This window comes from Methylobacterium pseudosasicola, assembly GCF_900114535.1.
Classification (GTDB): Bacteria; Pseudomonadota; Alphaproteobacteria; order Rhizobiales; family Beijerinckiaceae; genus Methylobacterium; species Methylobacterium pseudosasicola.
The window spans coordinates 1-22,544 of sequence record NZ_FOTK01000008.1; the positions used below are offsets into that span (position 1 = coordinate 1).

Consider the following 22,544-nt stretch of genomic DNA (forward strand, 5'->3'; position numbering starts at 1 on the left):
GTCGGCGCGCGGGGCTCAGAAGTTTCCCCGGGACGCCTCCTGCAAGATCAGCTTGTCCAGTGTTAAGTCGGCAATAGCTTTCCTGAGACGTTGGTTCTCCGTCTCAAGATCCTTCATCCGCTTCACTTGATCCGACTTCAGGCTGCCGTACTCCTTGCGCCAGCGATAGTACGTCACCTCGGTCACGCCGATCGCCCTGATCGACGCGGCAACGCTCTGTCCTTGTGAGACCAGCACGTCGACCTGACGCAGCTTGCTCACGATCTCCTCGGGCTTGGGTCGTTGGGCCATCGGTTCCGTCCTCTGTCGGCTCAAAAGCCATACTTCAGGGCGGACCACTCCCAAGGGGGCCGGTCATCGCGCCGGTCGACAAGCCGGATCGGCATGATGCGTCCGCTCGACGACAGTTAAATGGTGCGGTCAAGCTTACGTCCGACCTTCCTGAATGACCCGCTCCTTGCCGAGCATTGCTGGGACTGGTGCAAATCATACGGCAATCGGCACCGCATTGTCGGGCAAATACCGGAGCAGAACGGCTCCGCCGTGATGCAACGGCAGTGGGCGGTCGAATCACTCTCCGCCTCCGAGCTGCGTGAGCGGACGATATGATTTGTCATTCGCGCCCTTTGTCATCCGGTCAAGATCCGAACGCCATCCGCCCCCGCAACTGCCAAAGCGCAATTCCATCCCAGAACCGCTCTCTGCTGCGGTATGGCGGTTGCGCGAAGGATCTACTCTGCGGCGCAACCTTAATTTGGGAGCACATTTCCGGCGCGCGATACTAATCTGCCTTCATCCCCGATGCAGATCGGCACAGCTGTCGGATGGAGGGTCGAGTGGTCGTCTACGCATACAAAGCCATCGCGGCGACGTCGTCCTGGGCGCGGTGTTGTGGGTTCGATGAACCGACGCTGACACGCACCCCCACATTGGAGACGACCGACGATGCGCACGCACACCACTCTGAAGTCCGCCACGCCTCATAATCCGGCGGCCCCTCAAGGGATCTTGTTCTTCGAGTCCGCGCTTGATGCGGCTCCAGCCGGCGATCTGCCCCGCTATCATGCGCATGGGCGCGCGGCCCTGGCGAATGCCCTCGATGAAGGGCTGATGGCCGACGAGGTCGAGCAGATCCTCGACGGGCGGAAGATCGTCGACGCCTTCCCGGTTTGGCGGGGCGAGAGCCCGGCGGATTATGCGGCGCGTGCCGTGGCCGAGATGTTCGTCGCCTATCTGCAGTAAGCCTTCCGCTTTCGCCGAACGCAATCATTCCAAAACTTGCATCCTAAGAACTCGGCTGCCGCCTCGGTGGACGCCGCGGAGCATTCTTGCCCGCGGCGTATCCCGCGCACAGCGCTATGGGCTGGAATCTCTCGCCATGCCGACGATGGACATGCCCGGGTGGGATCGCCCGGCGAAGGCGGTTCTGCGTGCCCTTGTGATCGGGGTCGCCGGCTTCGCCGCGATCTTGCCCCTGGCGGAAGTGACAGCCTCGGTGCCTGTTCCGGCGATCGCTCCGCAATCCGGTGGATCTGGCGGCGAACCGCCCGAGGTGGCGGCGCGGGTGGCCCTCGGTCCGGGCGGTCGGGATATCCGGCTGGCCGGCGACCTCACCGAGGGCGTAGCGACCCGCGTGGCGGCCCTGCTGGCGGCCAATCCGGGGGTGGAGCGCCTCCATCTGACCAGCGATGGCGGCTTGGTCGAGGAGGCGGAGGCCATTGGTGCGCTGGTTGCCGAACGGGGGCTCGCCACCTACGTACCCGATGCCTGCGCCTCGGCCTGCACTCTCGTCTTCGTGCGCGGACGGACCCGTTATCTGGCCGCCGGCGCGCATCTCGGTTTCCACGCCCCCTACGAGTTGGGACCGGGTGGGCGGATCGAGGCGGTCGATCCCGGTGCCGAGCGCGCAGCGTATCTCGCCGCCGGCCTGACGCCGGATTTCGTGGCTCGGACCATGACGGTGGCGCCCGAGGATATCTGGATCCCGGAGCCGAAGCTGCTGCGCGAGGCGGGCGTCGTGACCGAGATGGTCGGGAGCGACCGCTTTCCCGATTCGACCCTCGATGCCGATCCGAGTCCGCAGGCTGCCCGAGCCGAAGTTTTGCGTAATATCCCGATTCTGTCTGCGGCGGATCCCGCCGCAGTAGACGAGGCGGCCGCATGGTATCGGGCCGGGTATCTGGCCGGCCGCACGGAGGCGGAAGCCATCACGGGTCTGCAACAGCGGGCCTCGGCCGAATTGCGCCGGCAGTTCCGCGCGGCCGGCGACGCAACGGTTCGCGCTTTGGGACGCGTCGTCCTCACAAACATAAATGCGGCCGATGCTTGCACCGCTGTCGCACAAGGCGACCTCGTCACGCTGGACGAGGTGCTCAGGCGCGCGCGGCCGGGCAGCCCTGGGCTGGCGCCGCTCCTCGTGCGGCGTTCGCCCGAACACGGCAGCGCCGCGGGTGTCGACGCGAAGCCGAAGCGCACGGCATGGCCGGACCACCAGCTTGTTCCGCCGGTCTGCGCGGGGCCGCTGGCGGCCGTCCGCCGCGCTCTCGCGCGCGCGCCGCACGAAGCGGCGCTGGCCCTGCGGTCGATCCTGCTGAGTGATCCGCCGGCCACGATCGCCAGCGCCGCGCTTCCGTAACTGGATCCCACGTCGTTGAGCAGCCGCGACTGGCGCCTGGCGACGGACCGGTCCTACCCCCCTCCCCGCAATCCTGCACGCGAGACACCGATGGCATCGACGACACGCCGCACCGTCCTGGCCGGAGCGCTGGCCCTGGCGGCCAGCGGAGCTAAGGCGGCGAGTGCCCTGCGGGTGGTGGCGTCTTCGGTGCCGCATGCAGAGATCCTGGAATTCGTCACGCGCAGGCTGGCGCCTGATTTTCCCCTGACGCTCATCGAGACGAGCGGCGAGATCCGGCCGAACGCGCTGCTGCGCGACGGCGATGCCGATGCGAATTTTTTTCAGCACGTCCCGTTCCTGCACTCGGAAGAGGCGCAACTCGGGGTCACGTTCGCGGTGGTGGCGGCCGTGCATATCGAGCCGCTCGGGATCTATTCCCGTCGGGTCAAGACTTTGGCTGAGGTGCCGCAGGGGGCGAGCGTCGCCCTACCGAACAACGTCACGAATTTCACCCGCGGCCTAAAACTTCTTCAGGAGAACGGGCTGATCCGGCTGCGCCCAGGCGCTGACGGCAGCTTTGCGACCGTGCAGGACATCGCTGAGAATCCGAAGGACCTCCGCTTCATCGAAGTTCTGTCAGCGCAGTTGCCCCGCTCCCTCGACGATGTCGCCCTAGCGGTCATCAACGGCAACTACGCGCTCGAATTCGGCCTCGTCCCGGCTCGGGATGCGCTCGCCCTAGAGCGCGCCGACGGCAATCCCTACGCGAATGTCCTGGTGACCACGCAGGCTTTGGCGAAGGATGAGCGAATCCTGCGCCTCGCCGCCCTGCTCACATCCGCGGACGTCGCCAGTTTCATTCGCGATCGGTATCGCGGTTCGGTGATCCCCGTCCGGGCTGTCTGATCGGATTATCGGCACGGGGCGATCCCGGCTTTGCCTCAACCGTTCGGGACAGGGGCTGCATCGATCCGGCTTGCATCACGCAAGACCGGTCCGCGGATCCGCAGATGATGTTTGCTGATTTCGTGCGATGAATGCGCGTATAGAAAACGCGGATATTTCCTGAACTGTGTCGACATATCTATCGATAAGGAATGTTGAAAAAGCAATCCTCAGATCGAATGCATCATGATAAATTATTGACTAATTAACGGGGATATGCTAGAGAATAAATACAAATATCGTCAGGTTTTCATATGGACGCCAGTTCATTACAGCCAAAAAACACGTCGTCTATCAATTTACGTTCCATCATCATCGGGTCGTCGGTCGCTCTGTTCGTCATATCGGCGGCCATAGGAGTATTTTCTGTATTCCGCATCGGTCTGATCAATGACGTGAGCCAGTCGATCTCCGGGGAGATCAAGGCGGTCACGATCCTCGAGCGGATGAAGGAGTTGAGCCAGGAGCTTCGGGCTCTCGACGTCCTGGCCCACAATTCCCATTCGGAGGACGAGCGCCGCCGCTATCTGACGGATGCCGTCAGGGCCCAGGAGGCGTTCTCCGCGGCCTGGAGCGCCTACGCGCCGACCATCGCGGGGGCCGACGAGAAGCAATTGGCGCATCGATTGCGCGAGGCTTGGCAGCACTTTTTGGCCGTGGAGGCCGAGGCGACTGCGCTGGACCGGGCCGGCGAGCGCGAACTGGCCGATACGGTGTTCGCCGAGCCGTTTCAGACTGACGCCGTGGCCTTCACGCAGGCCGTGGATTCCGTTCTGGTCCATCGGCAGGCGCGCGCCTTCGAGCAGACGGCGGCGGCCGATGCGGTCGGGGCGACATCGCGGCTGGCGGTGCTCGCGGCCTTGGCCATCGCCGCTTTTCTGACCCTGGCGATCAGCTGGTTCATCGTCCGTCGGGTGGCCGCGCCGATCGCGACGATCACCCGGGTGATGGCGCGCCTCGCCGAGAACGATCTCGCGGTCACGATCCCCGGGGGGGACCGGGCCGACGAGATCGGCGCCATCGCGGGCGCCGTGCAGGTCTTCAAGGAGAACATGCTGCACGCCAAATTCCTGGAGGCGGAGGCCGCCCGGGTTCGCCTGGAGGCGGAGCAGCAGCGCAAGGTCGTGCTGCGCGACATGGCCGAGCGCTTCGAGGAGACGGTCGGCGGGATCGTCGGCACGGTCGCCTCCGCGGTGACGCAGCTTCAGGGAACGGCGCATCAGATGAGCGAGGCGGCCGGGCAGACGGCCAGCCAATCGACGACGGTGGCGGCCGCGGCCGAGCAGGCCGAATCCAACGTGCGGATGATCGCGGCTGCGGCCGACGAGCTCGGCGCGTCTGTCCAGGAGGTCGGGCGCCAGGCCGAACGTTCGGCCACCATCGCCAACGGCGCGGCTGCGGAGGCGGCCCAAACCATCGCGTTCGTGCAGGTGCTCAGCGGCGCGGCGGACCGGATCGGTGACGTGGTCCGGCTGATCGCCAAGATCGCCGCGCAGATCAACCTGCTCGCCCTCAACGCCGCCATCGAGGCGGCGCGGGCAGGCGATGCCGGCCGGGGCTTCGCGGTGGTCGCGGCCGAGGTCAAGCAATTGGCCGGCGAGGCGAAGCGCGCCACCGACGACATTGCCGGCCATGTCTCGGTCATCAAGGCGTCCACGTCCGACGCCGTCGCGGCGATCGAGGGGATCGCCACGCGGGTCAAGGACATGAGCGGGGCTGCCGCCTCGATCGCCGCGGCCGTCGAGGAACAGGGCGCCGCAACCCAGGACATCCTGGCAAACATCTCGCAGGCCGCCAGCGGCACCGGCGCGGTGACGGCGAACATCACCACGGTCGCCGGCACGGCGGAGCATACCGGCGCCGCCGCCGACCGGATGCTCACCTCGGCCAGCGCGCTGTCGCAGGATGCCGCGCGCCTGGGCGACGAGGTCCAGCGATTCCTGAACAGCATCCGGGCGGCCTGATGCGATCTTTCCGCCGGGTCGGGGCCGGTCAGGCCGCTACCCGGCGGGGCACCGCCAACCGGGGCCATCGCGAAACCTTTGATTTCACACGCTCGCCGGTGCCGAACCGGCATCCACCCGGCGGCGAGCGCTCCAGGCAGGTGCAAGTGCCATGATCCGAACGCTCCGCGGCTGGGCCATCGTCCGGAAGCCTGAGGCGGCACGGAAGACTCGCCGGTCGCGCATCGGTTGCGTCCGGGCCTCCATCGTCGCCACGATCCGGCGGTTGGCCGCCTGCGCCGTCGTGCTCGCCGGCTTGGCGACGCCGGCCCTGGCGACGACGATCGGCGTCGCGATGGTCCAGCCGACCGGCTTCACGCAACTGCTGCGGGACGGCATCGAAAGTTACGCGAAATCCGTTCCCGGCGTCTCCGTGCAATTCACTTATGCGCCGGAGGGCGCCGGCGCGACTCAGGTCGAGCAGGTCCGGCAGTTCATTGCCGCGAAGGTCGACGCCTTGCTGATCCTCCCGGTCGATCCGCAGGCCAACGCGACGATCACGCGCCTCGCCCAGGAAACCGACATCCCGCTCGTCTACGCCAACAATGGCCCCCGCGAGGACTGGTTTGCCGGGCGGATCGCGTTTGTCCTGCCGAATGATCTGGTGGCCGGTCGGCTCCAGATGCGGAAGCTCGCGCAGATGCTGGACGGCAAAGGCCGGATCGCGATCATCGCGGGGCATCCGAGCCACTCGGCGACTGCCCTGCGCACGCGTGGGGTCAAGGAAGTGGCCGCGTCGTTCCCCGGTCTCAGCGTGGTCGCGGAAGGCGCCGCGGACTGGGATCGCAAGAAGGCGGCGGCCCTGGTTGCCGGATGGCTGGCGACGGGGATCGCCCTCGACGCGATTGTCGCCAACAACGACGAGATGGCGATCGGGGCCTCCGACGCGGTCGAGGCGGCTGGGCTCCCGTCCGATCGGATCCTGATCGGCGGGGTCGATGCGACGCCCGACGGCCTGAAGGCGATGCAGCGCAAGCGCATGGCCGTGACGGTCTATCAGGATGCCGGCTTGCAGGCGCGACGGGCGATCGACGACGCCCTCAAGCTGATCCGCCGTGAGACGGTGCAGCAATATGATTGGGTGCCGTTCGAACTCGTGACCGACCGGATGTCGACCACGCATTTCTCGAAATAGACAATGCGGCGTTCGATTCTATCTTGCTGCGTTTGCCGTCTCACCGATCACATGATCGGATCTTACGGCGTAAGATGTCGGCTTCGCTATTCTGGAGCGCAGGACGGATTGGTGATGTTGTCCGGGCGGGAGAGCTGCTCGCCAATGGGCTATGCAAAGGGGCGGGGCGCGCGTGGTAACGGTCAGCCAAGCTCTGAGCTTGACGTGGGGTTATCGGCATGACTGTCGCTGCCCTCGACACGCTTGCCATCGTCCGCAAACTACGAGCCTCCGGCCTGCCCGAAGATCAGGCAGAGGCGATCACCAGCGTTATCCGAGATAGCCGCGACGCCGACCTCACGGCACTCGCCGCGAAGACGGGCATTCGCGAGACCGAGCTGCGCCTTGAAGCCAAGATCGAGGCCACGAAGGCCGGCATCATCAAATGGGTGCTGTCGGCGATCGGCTTCCAGGCGTTGATCATCGTGGGCGCGATCATCGCTATGGCGCGTGTTCTGCACTGACGCCGGCGCAAGCGAAAGGTTTGCTCGCGCCGGCATTGTCACCGTGTTGGCAGAAGGCAATCGCTACTGCACGAAGTGGTGACCGGACACTCAGCTACACGCTCTACCGCATCACGAACGGGTTCTCGGGCGCGTCGCGGCTGGTGGAGATCCAGACGCTCTTCGTCTCTAGGTACTCGCCGATCGATTCGATGCCGCTCTCGCGGCCGATGCCGGAGCGCTTCATGCCGCCGAACGGCATCATGTAGCTCACCGCCCGGTAGGTGTTCACCCAGACGGTGCCGGCGCGCAGGCCCTTCGACATGCGCAGGGCCCGGCCGATATCCTGGGTCCAGACACCGGCCGCCAAGCCGTAGATCACGTCGTTGCCGAGCCTGAGCGCCTCGGCCTCGTCCTCGAAGCCGATGATCGACAAGACCGGGCCGAACACCTCCTCCTGGGCGATCCGCATGTCGTTGGTGACGCCGGTAAAAATCGTCGGCTCGACGAACTGGCCGCCGATCACGCCGGGACCGGAGGCCGGGTTGCCGCCGAGCACGCAGCGCGCGCCCTCGCTCTTGGCGAGCGCGATGTAGTCCAGCACCTTGGCGTATTGCGGCGGCGTGGTGATCGGCCCGATATTGGTGTTCGCCTCCATCGGGTCGCCGAGCCTGGCCGTGCGCGCCAACTCGACCAGTCGCGCGACGAAGTCCTCGCGGATGCTGTTCTGCACGAGCAGGCGGGAGCCGGCGATGCAGGTCTGCCCGGTGGCAGCGAAGATGCCCGAGATCGCGCCCGCGGCGGCGGCCTTCAGGTCGGCATCGGCGAACACGATGTTGGGCGACTTGCCGCCGAGCTCGAGGGACACGCGCTTGATCTGGCGGGCGGCCGCTTCGTAGACTTTCGCACCGGTCACGTCCGAGCCCGTGAAGGTGATCTTGGCGACGTCAGGGTGATCGACGATGGCGCTGCCCGCCTCGCCGCCGAAGCCCGTGACGACGTTGAACATGCCGTCCGGCAGCCCGGCCTCCTTGGTCAGGCGGGCGAATTCCAGCGTGCTGGCGGAGGCGAATTCCGACGGCTTGACCACCACGGCGCAGCCGGCGGCGAGGGCGGGCGCGCATTTCCAGGCGACGAACAGCAGCGGCGAGTTCCAGGCGGTCAGTGCCCCGACCACGCCCACCGGCTCGTGCCGGGTGAACGCGAAAGTCTCGGGCTTGTCGATCGGCACCTGGGCGCCCTCGACCTTGTCGGCGAGGCCCGCATAGTACCACCACCATTCCGGCTGATAGCGGGTCTGGCCGTACATCTCGGCGAACAGCTTGCCGTTGTCGCGGACCTCGACTTCGGCGAGGGCCTTGGCCTCGCGCTCCACGAGGTCGCCGACCCGGCGCAGCACCTTGCCCCGGGCCGACGCGGTCATGGTCGCCCAGGGGCCGTCCCACATGGCGCGCTTGGCGGCGGCCACCGCCTTGTCAACATCGGCCTTGGAGGCGCGCGGGATCCGGGCCCAGGGCTCGCCCCGGTAGGGGTCGATCGACTCGAACCACGAGCCCTCGACCGGATCGACGTCCTGGCCGTCGATGTAGAGCTGATAGGTTTTCACGGCGCGCCTCTCTCGCGAATGACGCGCGCGATATGGGCCGGAACCCGGCCGGTGGCGAGACCGGCCGGTGCAGGGCCGCTCAGGCGTTGGCGCTGAGGCGCTTGATGTCGGCGTCGACCATCTCGGTGATCAGCGCTTCGAGGCTGGTCTGCGCCTCCCAGCCGAAGGTCGCCTTGGCCTTGGCCGGGTTGCCCAGCAGCACCTCCACCTCCGCCGGGCGGAAGAACGCCGGATCGATGACGAGATGGTCGTCGATGTTCAGCCCGACATGCTTGAACGCGATCACGCACATGTCCCGCACCGTCGTCGTGCGGCCGGTGGCGATGACGTAGTCGTCCGGCTTGTCCTGCTGCAGCATCAGCCACATCGCCTGCACGTAGTCCCGGGCGTGGCCCCAGTCGCGCTTGGCGTCGATGTTGCCCAGCCGCAGCTCCTTCTGCTTGCCGAGCTTGATCCGCGCCACCGCGTCCGTGACCTTGCGGGTGACGAACTCCACGCCCCGCAGCGGGCTCTCGTGGTTGAACAGGATCCCGTTCGAGGCGTGCAGCCCAAAGCTTTCCCGGTAGTTGATCGTCATCCAGTGCGCGTAGAGCTTGGCCACGCCGTAGGGCGAGCGCGGGTAGAACGGCGTCGTCTCGCTCTGCTGCGCCTCCTGGATCAGGCCAAACATCTCCGAGGTCGACGCCTGGTAGTACCGGGCCTGGGGGGCGACCGAGCGCAGGCATTCGAGCATGTGCACGGCGCCGAGGCCGGTCACCTGGCCGGTGAGCAGCGGCTGCTGCCAGGACGAGGTGACGAAGGACTGGGCGGCGAGGTTGTAGATCTCGTCGGGCTTGGCGGCCTGGACGATGCGCAGCAGCGCCGACTGATCCAACAAGTTGCCGTCCACGAGTTCGACATCGTCGAGGATGCCGAGCCACTTCAACCTGTGATCGAAGACGCCGGCATGGCTGGAGCGGCGCACGATGCCGGTGACCGCGTAGCCCTTCTGCAGCAGCAGCTGCGCCAGGTACGCGCCGTCCTGGCCCGTCACCCCCGTGATCAGCGCGCGCTTGCCCGTCATGAATCCGTCCCGTCCCGTTCCTGCCCGGCTGCTACGACCGCGGCGGCCTGCGCGTCAAGGTGAGGCGGCTCTTCGAATAGTCTTCGCGCATTGGCCGGACCGGACGCGCCGTTGCCGGTTTCTGCGAAGAATTCTGGGATGCCAGGCCAAGTCTTCGCAGAAACCGGGCTACGCCCTACGGTTGGGCCAGCCAGTCTGCGACGCCCGAGATCGACCGGAATTCTTCCAGCGCGTGGACTCGGGCATCGGGCAGCGCCGTCCGGGCCATGGTCGCCAGGGCGTGGCCGGGGCCGAGCTCTAGGACCCGGTCGGCGCCGTATTCCCGGCAGGCTTCCAGGCAGGCGGCCCAGTCAATGGTGTGGGAGATCTGGCGGGCGAGCTTGTCGAGGCCGTCCTCGGGTCGGAAGATCGTGGTGCCGTCGAGGCCGCTGACGAGGCGGGGTGCGCCGGCGGGCGGGCGGCGCAGCGTGAGGGTGGCGAGGGCGGTCCGGAATGCATCACTCGCCTCCGCCAGCAGCGGCGTGTGCGAGGGCGTGTGCACCGGCAGCAGGATTGCCCGCTGCGCCCCGGCGGCGGTGGCCTCCCGGCACAGGGCGTCGAGGGCGTCGCGTCGGCCCCCGACCACGAAGCTGTCGGGGGCGTTGCGGATGGCGAGATGGCAATCGTGCCGCTCGGCCAAGGCATCCAGCGGGTCGAGGGTGAGGCCTCGGATCCCGGCGAGCCCGAACCCCACCCCCGAGGCGGCGTCCATGGCCTCGGCGCGGCGGGCGGCGAGGCTCAAGATGTCGGCCTCGGCGATCCGCCCGGCGACGCCCCAGGCGGCGAGGTCGCCGATGCTGTAGCCGGCCACGATGGCCCGGCCGGAAAAACCCAGCGCCCGCCAGGCGGCGAGCGCGGCGGTGCAGCACAGGATCTGACCGGCCCGGTTGGCGTGGAGCGCATCGCCGCCGCTCCGGGCGAGGTCGCGTGGGTCGGTACCGCCGAGGAGTGGCGTCGCGGCCGAGAAGACGGCCTGCGCGTCCGGATGGTCGGCGGTGAGGTCGAACATCCCCGGATGCTGGCCGCCCTGGCCGGAGAGCAGGATCGCGACGCTCATGCGGGCTCCCCGATGCGCAAGGCGGCGGCCGGGCGCATCGCCAGACTGTCCAGCCCCTTCGCCAGCACCGTCCCGCCGTCCGGGGCCTCGCGCAACTCGCGCCAGTGCAGGCCGGTCCCGTCCGGCAGCAGGATCTCGCCGTCGAGGCGCATCGGGGCCGTCTCCGCGATGGTGGCGAGCCCGTCGAGCAGGCCGGTGGGCACCGGTTCCCGGCAGGGCCAGAGCAGGTCGAGGTCGGAGGTGGCACTCAGGTAGGTGAGCCCGGTCACCGCCTGCCACAGCAGGCTGCCGAACGGGCGCGGTTTCAGACCGAATCGATCGCCGAGCGCCACAGCGGCCGCGATCGTCGCCTGCCAGGCGGCGGGAGCGTAAATTGCGGCTTCCGTCAGGCTCGGGCCGTCGAGGCGGGTGAGGTGTTCGGCCGGCAGGGCGAGCCCGATCCGGCGCTTGCCGTCGGCGGGTGGCAGCGGCAGGCCAAGCGGCACCGCCTCGGCGCCCTCCCCTGGCACCCGGCGGCGGACGATCAGCGGACGGCCCGCCTCGGCCCAGCCGGCGAGATGTGGCACGCCCGTGAGATCGTCGCGGGTGCGGAGCCAGGACGCCCAGGCGTGGGGATCGGCGCGGACGAGGTCCTGCCGGGTGACGGTGTCGGGCGGGAGAGTCTCGATGATTGGTTGAGGGATCTGTCCCATCCGCGACCGTTTTTTGAGGCGTTGGAGGATCGTATCGGGAAACACGATTTTTGGGTTGGTTCTGACAGGTCACGGACGGCGGAGCTGCCACCCCGTCACTCCGAGGCGCCGTAGGCAGGCCTGGACTCGAAGAGGCCGCCGACGGTGCGAAGTCTTGCTCCACCTGCGCATCTGGATTCCGGGCTCCGCTTCGCGGCCCCGGAATGACGCGGCGGTTTAATCTGCCCCATCCAATCTGCGGTGCGGCGATCTTCAGCATCCCGCTCCCTCATTACGAGTGTCGCGAAGCAACCTAGGGCAGCGCGCGATCTCAGGACGTTGCGCATCACTGGGTTGCTTCGCTGCGCTCGCAATGACGAGTGTCGGCCCTATCCGCGTCCGGCCTGGGTGATCACCGCCGCGCTGATTCCCCGCGCCACCGGCCGGCCGCCGCGCTCTTCGCCGAGGCGGTCGCGGTGGTCACCGGGCTGGAGGTTGGTAATCAGGTCGCGGATCTGGCCGTCGAGCGGCTTGGCCGGATCCAGCACGACGTGAACAGCCCCGGTCGCCACCATGTTGTCGATCCCGGGGGCGAAGACCGGCGTCGATTTCGCCATCTCCTGGAGCTTGTCGAGCGGCAGCTTGGTCACCTTCGCCACCGAGGGCAGGTCCATCACGCTCGGGTTGGCACCAGGTAGCGCCGCCAGGATCCGGGTCGCCAGCGCGGTGGCGATGAAGGCGCCGGCGGCGGAGTGGCCGTAGATCAGCCCGATGGTCGGGTGGCCGGAGCGGTCGGCCAGCAGCAGCGCCTTGGCGAGATGGGCCAGGCACTCGTTGAGACCCAGGAGCTCGTCGCGGCGGCTCATGCGCTGGCTGTCGGAATCGACCACCACCAGGATCGGCGTCTTGTCGCCGGCCCGCACTGCGTCGAGCACGGCGCGGGACAGGACGAGCGCCCCGTCGACCCCGAGGGGCGTGTCGCCGTCGACCCCGACGACGTGGAGTTTTTTGTCCGCGAACGGGCCGCCCCCGGTGACGAGGCCGTCGCGCACGGTGACGGAATGGCCCTGCGGAAACAGCCCGGCCAGGATCTCAGCGAGCGTCATGGTCGGCCTCCCTCACCCGGGACACGGTCTCGTCGAAGGCGCGCGTGGCCATGGCGGGCACCGCCTCCGGGTCGTTCACGCCGAGCCGGGCCCAGATGTCGGTGGCGTCCCGGCAATCGCCGAAGCGTTCGATCCGGGATTCGAGCCGGGCCTGCTCGGCCTCCAGCGTCGCGAGGTCGAAGGCGGGCGCCCGGCCGATCAGATCCAGCGCCGCCTGCCGGAAGGCCGATACGGTGTCGGCGCAGAACACGTCGGCGCCGCCGATCAGCCGGCGGTGCTTGCCGCCCATGGTCCGCCAGACCAGTGCCCGGTCGCGAGAATCGAACTCTTCCGCGCCTTTGTTGGTCTCGATCACCTCGGGGCCCGAAACCGAGATCCGACCGCCCTCCGAGACGGCGAGCCGCGAGCAGGTGCCGGCGATCAGGCCGCCGCCGCCGTAGCAGCCGGCCCGGCCGCCGATCAGGCCGATCACCGGGATCCCGGCCGCCCGGACATCGACGATCGCCCGCATGGTCTCGGCGATGGCGGTCTCGCCGGCATTGGCCTCCTGCAGCCGGACGCCGCCGGTATCGAACAGGATCAGCACCGCCGCCGGCTTCAGGGTGAGCGCGGCGCGCAGGAGCCCCACGAGCTTCGCCCCGTGGATCTCCCCGAAGGCCCCGCCCATGAACCGGCCCTCCTGGGCGGCCACCAACACCGTCTTGCCGTCGAGCTTGGCGCGGCCGACCACGATGCCGTCGTCGAAGGCGCGCGGCAGGTCGAACAGCGGCAGGTGCGGGCTCATGCGCCGCTCGGTCGGGGGCAGGAATTCCTGGACACTGCCGGGATCGGCGAGCGCCACCACGCGCTGGCGGGCGGTGGCCTCGTACCAGCTCAGGGCGTTGGGGTCGGTGCTCGCGGCGTGCGCGCCAGCCATTCTCAGGCCTCCATCAGCCGGGCGCCCTGGAGCAGGCGCAGGGACACGGTGTCGGGACGGGCGCCGCCGTCATTGATGCTGATGCGCAGGCCGCCGGGCTGGGCGCGGGCGACGAAATCCGCCACCACCGCCTCCCAGACGGGCCCGTAGCCCGCGATCGGCGTCTCGATCGCGACCTCGCAGGCATCGGGCGGCAGCACCCGCTCCAGCAGGATCTCCAGATTGCCCGAGGCCACCACGCCGGTGATGGCGTTCGGCACCGAGCCGGGCAGCGGTTTTTTCGTGGTGTGGCGGAAGGTCAGGGATTCCATCCGACTGTTCCTTGCGAACGCCTCTCCTCCCCCTTGCGGGGAGGAGATGGAGGTGGGGGTGGTTCAGGAGGCACCGGGCCGCTTGGTTCTGCACCACCCCCACCCCTGACCCCTCCCCGCAAGGGGGAGGGGAAATATCGTGATCGATTTTACCAGTTCCGGAACTTCGCGGGCGGCTCGTAGAGGCCTCCCGACCAGTGGACCAGATCCTTGATCGACTTGGCCGCAAGTAGCGCCCGGTCGGCGTCGAGGGGCTCGATGCCGAGATCCTCGGGCCGGCGGATCACGCCGCGAGCGCGCAGCTCCTCGACCTTGGCCCGGTCCCGGCCGCGGCCGACATCGGTGTAGCCGGCGACCCCGCGGATCGCCTGCTCGCGCTCGTCCGCGTCGCGGCACAGCAGGAGGTTGGCGATGCCCTCCTCGGTGACGATGTGGGTGACGTCGTCGGCGTAGATCATCACCGGCGCCAGTTCGAGGCCGATCTTCTTCGCCAGCTCCAGGGCATCGAGCTTCTCTACGAAGGTCGGCACCAGCTTCTCCCCGAAGGTCTCGACCAGTTGCACCACCAGCTTGCGGCCGCGCATCAGCGCCGGATCGCCGACGACCTGGCCCTCGCGGCCCGCCTTCATCCAGGCATCGGACGGGTGGCGGCGGCCATGCGGGTCGGAGCCCATGTTGGGCGCGCCGCCGAAGCCCGCCACCCGCGACTGCGTGATGGTCGAGGAATGGCCCATCAGGTCGATCTGCAGCGTCGCGCCGATGAACATGTCGCAGGCGTAGAGGCCGGCCGTCTGGCAGAAGGCTCGGTTCGAGCGCAGGGAGCCGTCGGCCCCGGTGAAGAAGATGTCCGGCCGCGCGCGGATGTAGCGGTCCATGCCGACTTCCGAGCCGAAGCAATGGACCTGTTGGACCCAGCCGGATTCGATCGCCGGAATCAGGGTCGGGTGCGGGTTGAGCGCCCAATGGGTGCAGATCTGGCCCTTGAGCCCGAGTTTTTCGCCGTAGGTCGGCAGCAGCAGCTCGATCGCCGCGGTGCCGAAGCCGATCCCGTGGTTGAGGCGGCGGATGCCGTACTCGGCATAGATGCCCTTGATCGCCATCATGGCGATCAGGATCTGGGTCTCGGTCATCGCCGCCGGGTCGCGGGTGAACAACGGCTCGACGTAGAACGGCGTGTCGGCCTCGACCACGAAGTCGATCCGGTCGCCCGGGATGTCGACCCGCGGGACTTTGTCGACGATCTGGTTCACCTGGGCGATCACCACGCCGTTCTTGAAGGCGGTGGCCTCCACGACGGTGGGCGTGTCCTCGGTGTTGGGGCCGGTATAGAGGTTGCCGTCCCGGTCGGCCGAGACGCCGGCGATCAGCGCCACGTGGGGCGTGAGGTCCACGAAGTAGCGGGCGAACAGCTCGAGGTAGGTGTGCACGGCGCCGAGCTGGATCTGGCCGCCGTAGAGCATCTTGGCGATGCGGGCGCCCTGCGGGCCGGAATAGGAATAGTCGAGCCGCTTGGCGATGCCGGTCTCGAACACGTCGAGATGCTCCGGCAGCACGATGCCCGACTGGACCATGTGCAGGTCGTGGACCTTGCCCGGGTCGCAGGCGGCGAGCCCCCGGGCCAGGCAGTCCGCCTGCTTCTGGTTGTCGCCCTCCAGGCAGACCCGGTCACCGGGGCGGAGCACCGCCTCCAGCAGGTCGACCACGGACCCGGCCGGGACGACCTTGCCGTCGGCATGGGCGCGACCCGCCTGGATGCGCGCATCGCGGGCCTGCCTCTCGCCGCGCCACTCTGTCATCCGGCTGTCTCCCTCGGTATGTGAGAGGCAGGATATGCCCGCCGCTGTGCATTTTCAAAGCCGGTCTTATCACGGTTTCGTATACGGGATTGCTGAAGTGTCAATGTCCTGCATACTGGCCGACAATCAACACAGAACTGATTCGGGAAGGAAACGCCCCATGCCGAGCGCGTCGAGACTGGCGCCGTCTTGCGCCGAAACCGGTCCTGCCGGAGGGCCGCGCCGATGATCGTCCTAGGCGTCGCCCTCCTGGCCGCGTGCACGCTGATCGGCGTGTATCTCGGCGATCTCCTCGGCGTCGCGCTGGGGGTGAAGGCCAATGTCGGCGGCGTCGGCATCGCCATGATCCTGCTGATCGTCGCCCGGCTCTGGCTCTCGCGCCGGGGCCGCCTGACCAAGGGCGTGCAGTTCGGCGTCGAGTTCTGGGCCGGCATGTACATCCCGATCGTGGTCGCCATGGCGGCCCAGCAGAACGTGGTCGCGGCGGTGAGCGGCGGGCCGATCGTGATCATCGCGGCCACCGGCTCCCTGGTCCTGTGCTTCGGCGCGGTGGCGCTGCTGAGCCGAATCGGCCGGCGCGACCCGGGCAGCCCAGAGGTCGGGCATGGCGGGTCGGTGATCGGTGGCGACGCCGATCCGATCCCGGCCGGGAAGCAGGGGTGAGCGCCATGGAACTCGGACAACACATCTGGCACGGCATCGAGCACGTCTTCGTCGAGCAGAGCCTGGTGGCGGCCTTCGCTTTGGTCGGCGCGCTGATCCTGGTCTCCAACCTGGCAGCCAAACGCTTCACGAGGGGCCGCGTTCACGGCTCGGCCATCGCGATCGTGCTGGGGCTGGTGCTCGCCTATCTCGGCGGGCTGTATACCGGCGGGAAGAAGGGCATCGCCGACATCCCGGCGCTCGCCGGGATCGGCCTGATGGGCGGGGCGATGCTGCGCGACTTCGCCATCGTCGCCACCGCCTTCGAGGTGGACGTGACCGAGGCCCGCCGGGCCGGGCTGATCGGCGTGCTGGCTCTGGCGCTCGGCACGATCATCCCGTTCCTCGTCGGCACGCTCACGGCGGTCGCGTTCGGCTACCACGACGCGGTGTCGATCACGACCATCGGCGCCGGGGCGATCACCTACATCGTCGGCCCGGTGACCGGGGCGGCGATCGGGGCGGATTCCACCGTCATGGCGCTCTCCATCGCCACCGGGGTGACCAAGGCCGTGATGGTGATGGTCGGCACGCCGCTGGTCGCCAAGCTGATCGGCCTCGACAACCCGCGCTCGGCCATGGCCTATGGCGGGTTGATGGGCACGGTGAGCGGGGTCGCGGGCGGGCTCGCGGCCACGGACCCGAAGCTCGTGCCCTACGGGGCGCTCACCGCCACCTTCCACACCGGAATCGGGTGCCTGGTCGGTCCCTCGATCTTCTACTTGACGGTGCGGGCGCTGGTCGGTTGAGCCTGCCAAAAGGGGCGCGGGACCAGCGGATGCACGGTGAATTCCAGACGATCGACAGCGGGCTGCTCTCGGACCGGATCCGCAACGCGCTGACCGACGCGATCACCTCGGGCGAGCTCCCGGCCGGGACGGCGCTGGACGAGCAGAACCTCGCCCAGCGCTACGGCGCCTCGCGCACGCCGGTGCGGGAGGCGCTGCGCCAGCTCGCGGCCTCGGGGCTGGTGGAGGTCCGCCCCCGGCGGGGCGTGGTGGTGGCGCGGCTGACGCCCGAGCGCATCGCCGACATGTTCGAGACCACCGCGGAGATCGAAGCCCTCTGCGCCCGGCTCGCGACCTACCGGATGACGCCGCTGGAGCGCGGCCGGCTGATGGATCTCCACGAGGAATCCGCCGCCGCCGTGGAGGCTGGGGACGTGGACGCCTACGACCGGCTCAACCGCGCCTTCCACGAGTCGCTCTACGCGGCGACCCATAACGGCTTCATGGCCGAGCAGGCCCTGGCAATCCGCGAGCGCCTGGCCGCCTTCCGCCGAACCCAGCTCCGCCACGCCGACCGGATCCGCCGCTCCCGGGACGAGCACGGCGAAATTCTGTCGGCCATCGCCGAGGGCGACGGCGAGCTGGCCGCCCGGCGGATGCGGGCGCATATGCTGCGGGCGGCGGCGGCGTTGGGGCGGTATATTGCGGAGACGGTAAATTGAGTGGGCCAGCCACGGTTCCCCAAAACGAAGCGCGGAACGGATGATCGCTGGTTTCTTTGCATTAGGGCTGGCGAAGAGGCTGTTGCCAACGATCCCCGCCCTTACACGTGATGCATCTGTCTTTCCTCGGTAATCTAAATGATGCCGGCTCTTGATATGAATAGTCATCGACCTGATTATCATAATATCGAATTTTTATGATAAATTGTTTTAATTCTTGAGCTGTTCTGCGATTAAAAAATTCCAGATTAATCCCCCGATCGAAAATGATCGATCGAAATAAGAAAGTTGTACGCAGGAACATTCTCGGGTGTTTGAGGGAGCCGAAATAAAAGCCGAGCTTGTTATTGATGAATTTGCGACGTATTGTTTAATGCCAATCTACCGCAACAGCAAAGATTGAGGAGGGTCGTATGGCGTTCGGTGTTCTCCTCTACGACCGCTTCGAGACGGATCCTCCAGGCGACGAATACGCCTCGCAATCCCGCGCATTGATCAAGCGCGTTCTGTCGATGCCCGGAGCCGTGTCCTTCATGGGCTACCGTTCTGTGTCCGGCAGTCCGAATACGATCAGCATCACAGAGTTCAAGACGCTCGAGGACGTTCAGCGAGCCGCCGCCTCCGATGAGCTGAAAGCCGTTTTCAAGGCGATGGAAGCGTCAGGCACGAAGCCGACGCTTCTCATCATGGAGCGGTCGCCCCTCACGCCGGAGCCCATCAAAGCGCCGAACGCGTGAGTTTGTGCGAACGAGTCGTTACACAAGATCCTCAGTCTGGCGCTTCTCACTAGCTGCCGAATTTGTAGTTAATGCCGCCCCGGACAAGGTTGCCTTCGGTCTGGAAACGAACCAGCCCCGTTTGTCCGACAGGCAGGATGCCGCCGGCACCGAAAACCGGACCGACACCCGTCGCCGTCAGCCTTTTCTGGCCGAGATCATAATGAAGGTACTCGGCCTTCACGGTGACAGCTGCGGCGCCAACGAAATTCAGGACGCTATCTCCGGGTATCGCGACCTCGACGCCGCCACCATACGCATACCCGGTCGTCAGATCGCTGAAGCGGCTTGCATCGAACGGGACGCCGCCGAAAAGCGAGATGTCGGCACGGGTCTCGTATCTGACGTCGCCGTAAGCGAAGCCACCGGTGCCATAAACGAGCACTCGATCGAAGGCGTATCCAACACGCCCACGCACGGTGCCGAGAAAATCGAGGCTCTGGCGTCCCGAGACCGTAAACCTTCCACCGGCGAAATCGAACGCGGAACTCCGCGTACGATCAAGATCGGTGTATTGAGCGTCGGTTTCGAACCCGATCACGACGCCGCTGCCTGGCGAAAACTGCAAATTGTACCCGAGTCCGCCGCCGACGGTTGCACCGTCCTGCGCAAACCCCACGGAACCGACTCCGCCCGTATCAATCAATGCTTGATCAATCGCCGTTAGGCCGGTTGTCCGAACGATTTGCCGCTCGCTGAACGCGTATCCGGCATTGAGGCCGACATAAAAGCCGCTCCACGTGAAAACGGGAGCCGCGAAGACCGGCGGAGACACGGCACGCTTGGGCAGATCGGCCGCTGAAACCGTCGCGATCATCAGGTAGCCAGCGCATCCGGAAATCAGAATCTGTTTCAGCATCATGCAGCCCACCGCGATTAGTGATCTGCAATTTGCTGGCGGATTTTTGAACTGCATAGAGCGACAGAGCAACACTCCGAAAAAAGTAATTCGGAGCTGTTGGGCGACGCAAATGGCCGGTATGCTTCGATGTCGAGGTTTCGCCTGTCCGAAGATCAGATATCCGGAGACGATGACGGTGTCGTGCTGTCTCAGAGGTTTTGATCAGCGACGTGCTGCGAGCGATCTGAGACCACCTCACCCCACCTCCCGAGCCACCCCACCCTTCCCAACCCCACTCCCCCCCAAAGAGTCCGCCAGCTTCCCGATCCGCTCGGCCGCCCGCCCGATCCCGTCGGCGGCGCGGGCGGCGTCTTCGGCGCGGCTGCGTTCGGCGGCCTCGGCGGTCTTGCGCAGCGCGGCCGTCTCGGCCTCCAGGGCGGCAAAGCGGGTGCGCATCTCGGCCAGCTCGTCGGCGATGGTCAGGGCGGCCATCACTTGCAGGCGCATGTCGCCGATCTCGCCGAAACTCTGGCGCATCTCGCCGATGCGCGTCCCAAAACTCTCGGCGAGCCCGGTGAGGTGGGCCTCCTCGCCGGCCCCGCAGGCCATGCGGTAGAGCTTTCCGTCGATGGTCACGTTGATCTGGGGCAAGGATCGCTCCGAGGGGCGGCTTTGCGGGGGAGAGGCGGTCAGGCGCGGCCGAGGACGCCCTGCACCGTCTCGATCGCGCGGTCGAGCCTCTGGCCCACCGCGCCGGTCGTGGCCTCGACATCGGCGAGATGGGCGCTGGCCGCGTCGAGGGCAGCGGCGAGGCGCGCCCGGTCCTCGTCCATCAGCGCCAGCTCGGCATCCCGGTCGTCCGGCTCGGCCTCGGCCTCCAGGCGGCGGGCCACGACCGCGTCCAGGCGGGCCAGCGCGGCGTCGAGCCGGGCGAAGGCATCGTCGATCGGGCGCGTCGTCTCTGTGCTGTCGTCGGCCATGGGGCTCCGCTCGCCGCACGCATCGTCCCGAAACGGGGTGGCCGGCTTCCGGGCGACGTCGATGCTTCAGGGGTGCAAGTTTCGGCCGGATGAGCCGGGAATGCCAGTCCGAAATGTCGGTGCGCGTGCAATCCACCGCGGCTCAGCAATCGCCAACGCCCGCATCTTTTTATTGGATGTGGGATACCGCCATGTTTGTCACGCGCGTGCGTTTGACAGGTGGAGACGCCATGTTAGACAGCCGCGCGCTCTCGAAAGGGTCCGCAAACGACATGCCGGATGGCCGGTCCGTGACAGTCCCGAGGCCCCCGCCGCCACCGTCGGACCCGACGTGTGAGGGCAGCGGAGCCCGGCCTCTCCCGGCCCGGTTCATCCCAGGTTCAAACCCGCCCGCCCAGATCCGCCCGGTCGGCCTGGAGGCGGGCCAGCCGAGACCGTTCTGCGGGTCCGGCGCGCGGTGAGCCGCATCAGGAAGGAGTGACGCCGTGACGAAGGTTGCCATCAACGGGTTCGGACGCATCGGCCGCAACGTCCTTCGCGCCATCGCGGAAGCCGGCCGGACCGACATCGAGGTCGTGGCGATCAACGATCTCGGCCCGGTGGAGACCAACGCCCACCTGCTCCGCTTCGATTCCGTGCACGGCCGGTTCCCCGGCGAGGTTGCGGTGGACGGCGAGTTCCTGGTGGTCAACGGCAAGCGCATCAAGGTCACGGCCGTGCGCAACCCGGCCGAGCTGCCGCACCGCGATCTCGGCGTCGACATCGCGCTGGAGTGCACCGGCATCTTCACCTCGAAGGACAAGGCCAAGGCCCATCTCGATGCCGGCGCCAAGCGCGTCCTGGTCTCGGCCCCGGCCGACGGCGCCGACCTCACCGTGGTCTACGGCGTCAACCACGACAAGCTGACCGCTGAGCACCTCGTGGTCTCGAACGCCTCCTGCACGACCAACTGCCTGGCGCCGGTCGCCCAGGTGCTGGACGCGGCCGTGGGCATCGAGCGCGGCTTCATGACCACGATCCACTCCTACACCAACGACCAGCCGTCGCTGGACCAGATGCACAAGGATCTCTACCGGGGCCGCGCCGCCGCGCTCTCGATGATCCCGACCTCCACGGGCGCCGCCAAGGCGGTGGGCCTGGTCCTGCCGGAGCTGAAGGGCAAGCTCGACGGCACCGCGATCCGCGTGCCGACCCCGAACGTCTCGGCGGTGGACCTGGTATTCACGGCCAAGCGCGCGACCTCCGTCCAGGAGATCAACGACGCGATCAAGGCCGCCGCCGCCGGCCCGCTCAAGGGCGTGCTCGGCGTGACCGACCGGCCGAACGTCTCGATCGACTTCAACCACGACCCGCACTCGTCCACCTTCCACCTCGACCAGACCAAAGTCATGGACGGCACCTTCGTGCGCATCCTGTCCTGGTACGACAACGAGTGGGGCTTCTCGAACCGCATGGCCGACACCGCCGTGGCGATGGCCAAGCTCATCTAAAAACCTGCCGCCCGCCGGCCCGGAGAGGGTCGGCGGGCGTTTTTTCGACCGAACGGCTCAACCTCGAACCAGGGATCATCCCGGGATGACCGACGCTTCGCAGGGCACGTCGAGCGGACAGGGCGCCGTCGTGACGCCCGCGCCGAAACCCGTAGCGCCTTCGCCGGCCGCGGCGCCGGTTGCCACGACGCCCTCGCAGGGGCTGCCGGCGAGCCACCTTCTCGACCAGCTCGCGCGCATCGAGGACAAGTGCTCGCGGATCGAGGACAAGTACGCCCGCTCCGAAGCTTTGCTGTCACGGGTCGAGGACAAGGTCGAGAACGCCGCCAACCGGATGAACGAATCCGCCCGGCAATCTGATCTCGCGGCCCTACGCACCGAGATGCGCGGCCTCGCCGACCGCACCCGGCGCCTGCCCGGGACCGGCGCCTTGGTGCTGACCGCCGTGATCACCGCGATCCTCACCGTCGTGCTGATGGTCGCCGTGCAGCGCCTGAATCTCGACCGCCTGATCCCGGCGCCGGCCGCCACCACCGCCCAGTAATCGCAACAGGACCG

General features: G+C 67.5%; 23 protein-coding genes and 1 pseudogene. 12 read left to right on the forward strand and 12 right to left on the reverse strand.

Going from position 1 to position 22,544, the window contains the following annotated elements:
* Positions 1-291: pseudogene (locus tag BM228_RS09990) on the reverse strand (transposase); the annotation flags it as partial.
* A gap of 654 nt (positions 292-945) precedes the next feature.
* Here BM228_RS09990 and BM228_RS09995 point away from each other — a divergent pair.
* From BM228_RS09995 to BM228_RS10020, 6 genes are all read left to right on the forward strand, one after another.
* The gene (locus BM228_RS09995) at positions 946-1,242 is read left to right on the forward strand and encodes a hypothetical protein (protein WP_139234073.1); all 297 of its coding nucleotides are present in this window, start codon (positions 946-948) and stop codon (positions 1,240-1,242) included.
* Positions 1,196-2,635, forward strand: a complete 1,440-nt coding sequence (locus tag BM228_RS10000) for a COG3904 family protein (protein WP_244537088.1) — start codon at positions 1,196-1,198, stop codon at positions 2,633-2,635. The genes BM228_RS09995 and BM228_RS10000 overlap by 47 nt, the downstream gene beginning before the upstream one ends.
* Positions 2,636-2,725: 90 nt before the next feature.
* A complete protein-coding gene (locus tag BM228_RS10005) occupies positions 2,726-3,523 on the forward strand; it encodes a MetQ/NlpA family ABC transporter substrate-binding protein (RefSeq protein ID WP_092039525.1) in 798 nt (265 codons plus the stop codon).
* 293 nt (positions 3,524-3,816) lie between these two features.
* Positions 3,817-5,526, forward strand: a complete 1,710-nt coding sequence (locus BM228_RS10010; protein ID WP_092039527.1) for a methyl-accepting chemotaxis protein — start codon at positions 3,817-3,819, stop codon at positions 5,524-5,526.
* A 151-nt stretch (positions 5,527-5,677) separates the two neighbouring features.
* Positions 5,678-6,700: a substrate-binding domain-containing protein gene (locus BM228_RS10015; RefSeq protein WP_092039529.1), complete on the forward strand. Its 1,023-nt coding sequence runs from the start codon at positions 5,678-5,680 to the stop codon at positions 6,698-6,700.
* 218 nt (positions 6,701-6,918) lie between these two features.
* The gene (locus tag BM228_RS10020; protein WP_092039531.1) at positions 6,919-7,203 is read left to right on the forward strand and encodes a DUF1640 domain-containing protein; all 285 of its coding nucleotides are present in this window, start codon (positions 6,919-6,921) and stop codon (positions 7,201-7,203) included.
* Between the two features lie 103 nt (positions 7,204-7,306).
* Here the strand turns inward: BM228_RS10020 and BM228_RS10025 are convergent, their stop codons facing one another.
* The 8 genes from BM228_RS10025 to mdcA all read right to left on the reverse strand — a co-directional run bounded on the left by BM228_RS10025 (position 7,307) and on the right by mdcA (position 15,747).
* Positions 7,307-8,788 (reverse strand): aldehyde dehydrogenase, encoded by a 1,482-nt coding sequence (locus tag BM228_RS10025; protein ID WP_092039533.1) that lies wholly within the window; start codon positions 8,786-8,788, stop codon positions 7,307-7,309.
* A gap of 79 nt (positions 8,789-8,867) precedes the next feature.
* On the reverse strand, positions 8,868-9,851 hold the full coding sequence (gmd, locus tag BM228_RS10030; RefSeq protein ID WP_092039535.1) for a GDP-mannose 4,6-dehydratase: 984 nt from the start codon (positions 9,849-9,851) through the stop codon (positions 8,868-8,870).
* 175 nt (positions 9,852-10,026) lie between these two features.
* Positions 10,027-10,947 carry an ACP S-malonyltransferase gene (locus BM228_RS10035; protein ID WP_092039537.1) on the reverse strand — a complete coding sequence of 307 codons (921 nt, stop codon included), beginning with the start codon at positions 10,945-10,947 and terminating at the stop codon, positions 10,027-10,029.
* Positions 10,944-11,639 (reverse strand): malonate decarboxylase holo-[acyl-carrier-protein] synthase, encoded by a 696-nt coding sequence (gene mdcG, locus BM228_RS10040; RefSeq protein ID WP_092039539.1) that lies wholly within the window; start codon positions 11,637-11,639, stop codon positions 10,944-10,946. The genes BM228_RS10035 and mdcG overlap by 4 nt, the downstream gene beginning before the upstream one ends.
* 368 nt (positions 11,640-12,007) lie before the next feature.
* Entirely contained in the window at positions 12,008-12,724 is a 717-nt protein-coding gene (mdcE, locus tag BM228_RS10045) for a biotin-independent malonate decarboxylase subunit gamma (protein WP_092039540.1), read from the reverse strand.
* Complete coding sequence (locus tag BM228_RS10050) at positions 12,711-13,640, reverse strand: biotin-independent malonate decarboxylase subunit beta (protein WP_092039542.1); 930 nt, start codon at positions 13,638-13,640, stop codon at positions 12,711-12,713. The genes mdcE and BM228_RS10050 overlap by 14 nt, the downstream gene beginning before the upstream one ends.
* A gap of 2 nt (positions 13,641-13,642) precedes the next feature.
* Positions 13,643-13,951, reverse strand: a complete 309-nt coding sequence (gene mdcC, locus BM228_RS10055) for a malonate decarboxylase acyl carrier protein (protein WP_091859811.1) — start codon at positions 13,949-13,951, stop codon at positions 13,643-13,645.
* A gap of 149 nt (positions 13,952-14,100) precedes the next feature.
* Entirely contained in the window at positions 14,101-15,747 is a 1,647-nt protein-coding gene (gene mdcA / locus BM228_RS10060; RefSeq protein WP_092039544.1) for a malonate decarboxylase subunit alpha, read from the reverse strand.
* Positions 15,748-15,972: 225 nt separating this feature from the next.
* Here mdcA and madL point away from each other — a divergent pair, with 225 nt between their 5' ends.
* The 4 genes from madL (at position 15,973) to BM228_RS10080 (ending at position 18,636) form a co-directional block, all read left to right on the forward strand.
* Complete coding sequence (gene madL, locus BM228_RS10065) at positions 15,973-16,410, forward strand: malonate transporter subunit MadL (RefSeq protein WP_092039546.1); 438 nt, start codon at positions 15,973-15,975, stop codon at positions 16,408-16,410.
* Positions 16,411-16,433: 23 nt separating this feature from the next.
* Positions 16,434-17,198, forward strand: coding sequence for a malonate transporter subunit MadM (gene madM, locus BM228_RS10070; RefSeq protein WP_092039914.1), 765 nt, complete (start codon positions 16,434-16,436; stop codon positions 17,196-17,198).
* A gap of 29 nt (positions 17,199-17,227) precedes the next feature.
* Positions 17,228-17,899 carry a GntR family transcriptional regulator gene (locus BM228_RS10075; protein ID WP_092039547.1) on the forward strand — a complete coding sequence of 224 codons (672 nt, stop codon included), beginning with the start codon at positions 17,228-17,230 and terminating at the stop codon, positions 17,897-17,899.
* Positions 17,900-18,312: 413 nt separating this feature from the next.
* Positions 18,313-18,636, forward strand: coding sequence for a hypothetical protein (locus BM228_RS10080; protein ID WP_092039549.1), 324 nt, complete (start codon positions 18,313-18,315; stop codon positions 18,634-18,636).
* Positions 18,637-18,685: 49 nt separating this feature from the next.
* Here the strand turns inward: BM228_RS10080 and BM228_RS10085 are convergent, their stop codons facing one another.
* The 3 genes from BM228_RS10085 to BM228_RS10095 all read right to left on the reverse strand — a co-directional run bounded on the left by BM228_RS10085 (position 18,686) and on the right by BM228_RS10095 (position 20,496).
* Positions 18,686-19,537, reverse strand: a complete 852-nt coding sequence (locus BM228_RS10085; protein WP_342030170.1) for an outer membrane protein — start codon at positions 19,535-19,537, stop codon at positions 18,686-18,688.
* Positions 19,538-19,771: 234 nt separating this feature from the next.
* Positions 19,772-20,167 (reverse strand): cell division protein ZapA, encoded by a 396-nt coding sequence (locus tag BM228_RS10090; RefSeq protein WP_092039551.1) that lies wholly within the window; start codon positions 20,165-20,167, stop codon positions 19,772-19,774.
* A gap of 38 nt (positions 20,168-20,205) precedes the next feature.
* Positions 20,206-20,496, reverse strand: a complete 291-nt coding sequence (locus BM228_RS10095; protein WP_092039553.1) for a DUF4164 family protein — start codon at positions 20,494-20,496, stop codon at positions 20,206-20,208.
* Positions 20,497-20,981: 485 nt separating this feature from the next.
* On the opposite strand from BM228_RS10095, the gene gap reads away from it, so the two are divergent.
* Together gap and BM228_RS10105 are read left to right on the forward strand one after the other, a co-directional pair.
* Positions 20,982-21,986 (forward strand): type I glyceraldehyde-3-phosphate dehydrogenase, encoded by a 1,005-nt coding sequence (gene gap, locus BM228_RS10100; protein WP_007568089.1) that lies wholly within the window; start codon positions 20,982-20,984, stop codon positions 21,984-21,986.
* Positions 21,987-22,071: 85 nt separating this feature from the next.
* Positions 22,072-22,530, forward strand: a complete 459-nt coding sequence (locus tag BM228_RS10105) for a hypothetical protein (protein ID WP_092039555.1) — start codon at positions 22,072-22,074, stop codon at positions 22,528-22,530.
* Positions 22,531-22,544 lie beyond the last annotated feature (14 nt).

Bases quoted from the DNA above. Each gene is read 5' to 3' on its own strand.
- BM228_RS09995 (WP_139234073.1), top strand. From the start codon at position 946: ATGCGCACGCACACCACTCTGAAGTCCGCCACGCCTCATAATCCGGCG.
- BM228_RS10000 (WP_244537088.1), top strand. From the start codon at position 1,196: ATGCGGCGCGTGCCGTGGCCGAGATGTTCGTCGCCTATCTGCAGTAAG.
- BM228_RS10005 (WP_092039525.1), top strand. From the start codon at position 2,726: ATGGCATCGACGACACGCCGCACCGTCCTGGCCGGAGCGCTGGCCCTG.
- BM228_RS10010 (WP_092039527.1), top strand. From the start codon at position 3,817: ATGGACGCCAGTTCATTACAGCCAAAAAACACGTCGTCTATCAATTTA.
- BM228_RS10015 (WP_092039529.1), top strand. From the start codon at position 5,678: ATGATCCGAACGCTCCGCGGCTGGGCCATCGTCCGGAAGCCTGAGGCG.
- BM228_RS10020 (WP_092039531.1), top strand. From the start codon at position 6,919: ATGACTGTCGCTGCCCTCGACACGCTTGCCATCGTCCGCAAACTACGA.
- gmd (WP_092039535.1), bottom strand. From the start codon at position 9,851: ATGACGGGCAAGCGCGCGCTGATCACGGGGGTGACGGGCCAGGACGGC.
- BM228_RS10035 (WP_092039537.1), bottom strand. From the start codon at position 10,947: ATGAGCGTCGCGATCCTGCTCTCCGGCCAGGGCGGCCAGCATCCGGGG.
- mdcG (WP_092039539.1), bottom strand. From the start codon at position 11,639: ATGGGACAGATCCCTCAACCAATCATCGAGACTCTCCCGCCCGACACC.
- mdcE (WP_092039540.1), bottom strand. From the start codon at position 12,724: ATGACGCTCGCTGAGATCCTGGCCGGGCTGTTTCCGCAGGGCCATTCC.
- BM228_RS10050 (WP_092039542.1), bottom strand. From the start codon at position 13,640: ATGGCTGGCGCGCACGCCGCGAGCACCGACCCCAACGCCCTGAGCTGG.
- mdcC (WP_091859811.1), bottom strand. From the start codon at position 13,951: ATGGAATCCCTGACCTTCCGCCACACCACGAAAAAACCGCTGCCCGGC.
- mdcA (WP_092039544.1), bottom strand. From the start codon at position 15,747: ATGACAGAGTGGCGCGGCGAGAGGCAGGCCCGCGATGCGCGCATCCAG.
- madL (WP_092039546.1), top strand. From the start codon at position 15,973: ATGATCGTCCTAGGCGTCGCCCTCCTGGCCGCGTGCACGCTGATCGGC.
- BM228_RS10075 (WP_092039547.1), top strand. From the start codon at position 17,228: ATGCACGGTGAATTCCAGACGATCGACAGCGGGCTGCTCTCGGACCGG.
- BM228_RS10080 (WP_092039549.1), top strand. From the start codon at position 18,313: ATGGCGTTCGGTGTTCTCCTCTACGACCGCTTCGAGACGGATCCTCCA.
- BM228_RS10085 (WP_342030170.1), bottom strand. From the start codon at position 19,537: ATGATGCTGAAACAGATTCTGATTTCCGGATGCGCTGGCTACCTGATG.
- BM228_RS10095 (WP_092039553.1), bottom strand. From the start codon at position 20,496: ATGGCCGACGACAGCACAGAGACGACGCGCCCGATCGACGATGCCTTC.
- BM228_RS10105 (WP_092039555.1), top strand. From the start codon at position 22,072: ATGACCGACGCTTCGCAGGGCACGTCGAGCGGACAGGGCGCCGTCGTG.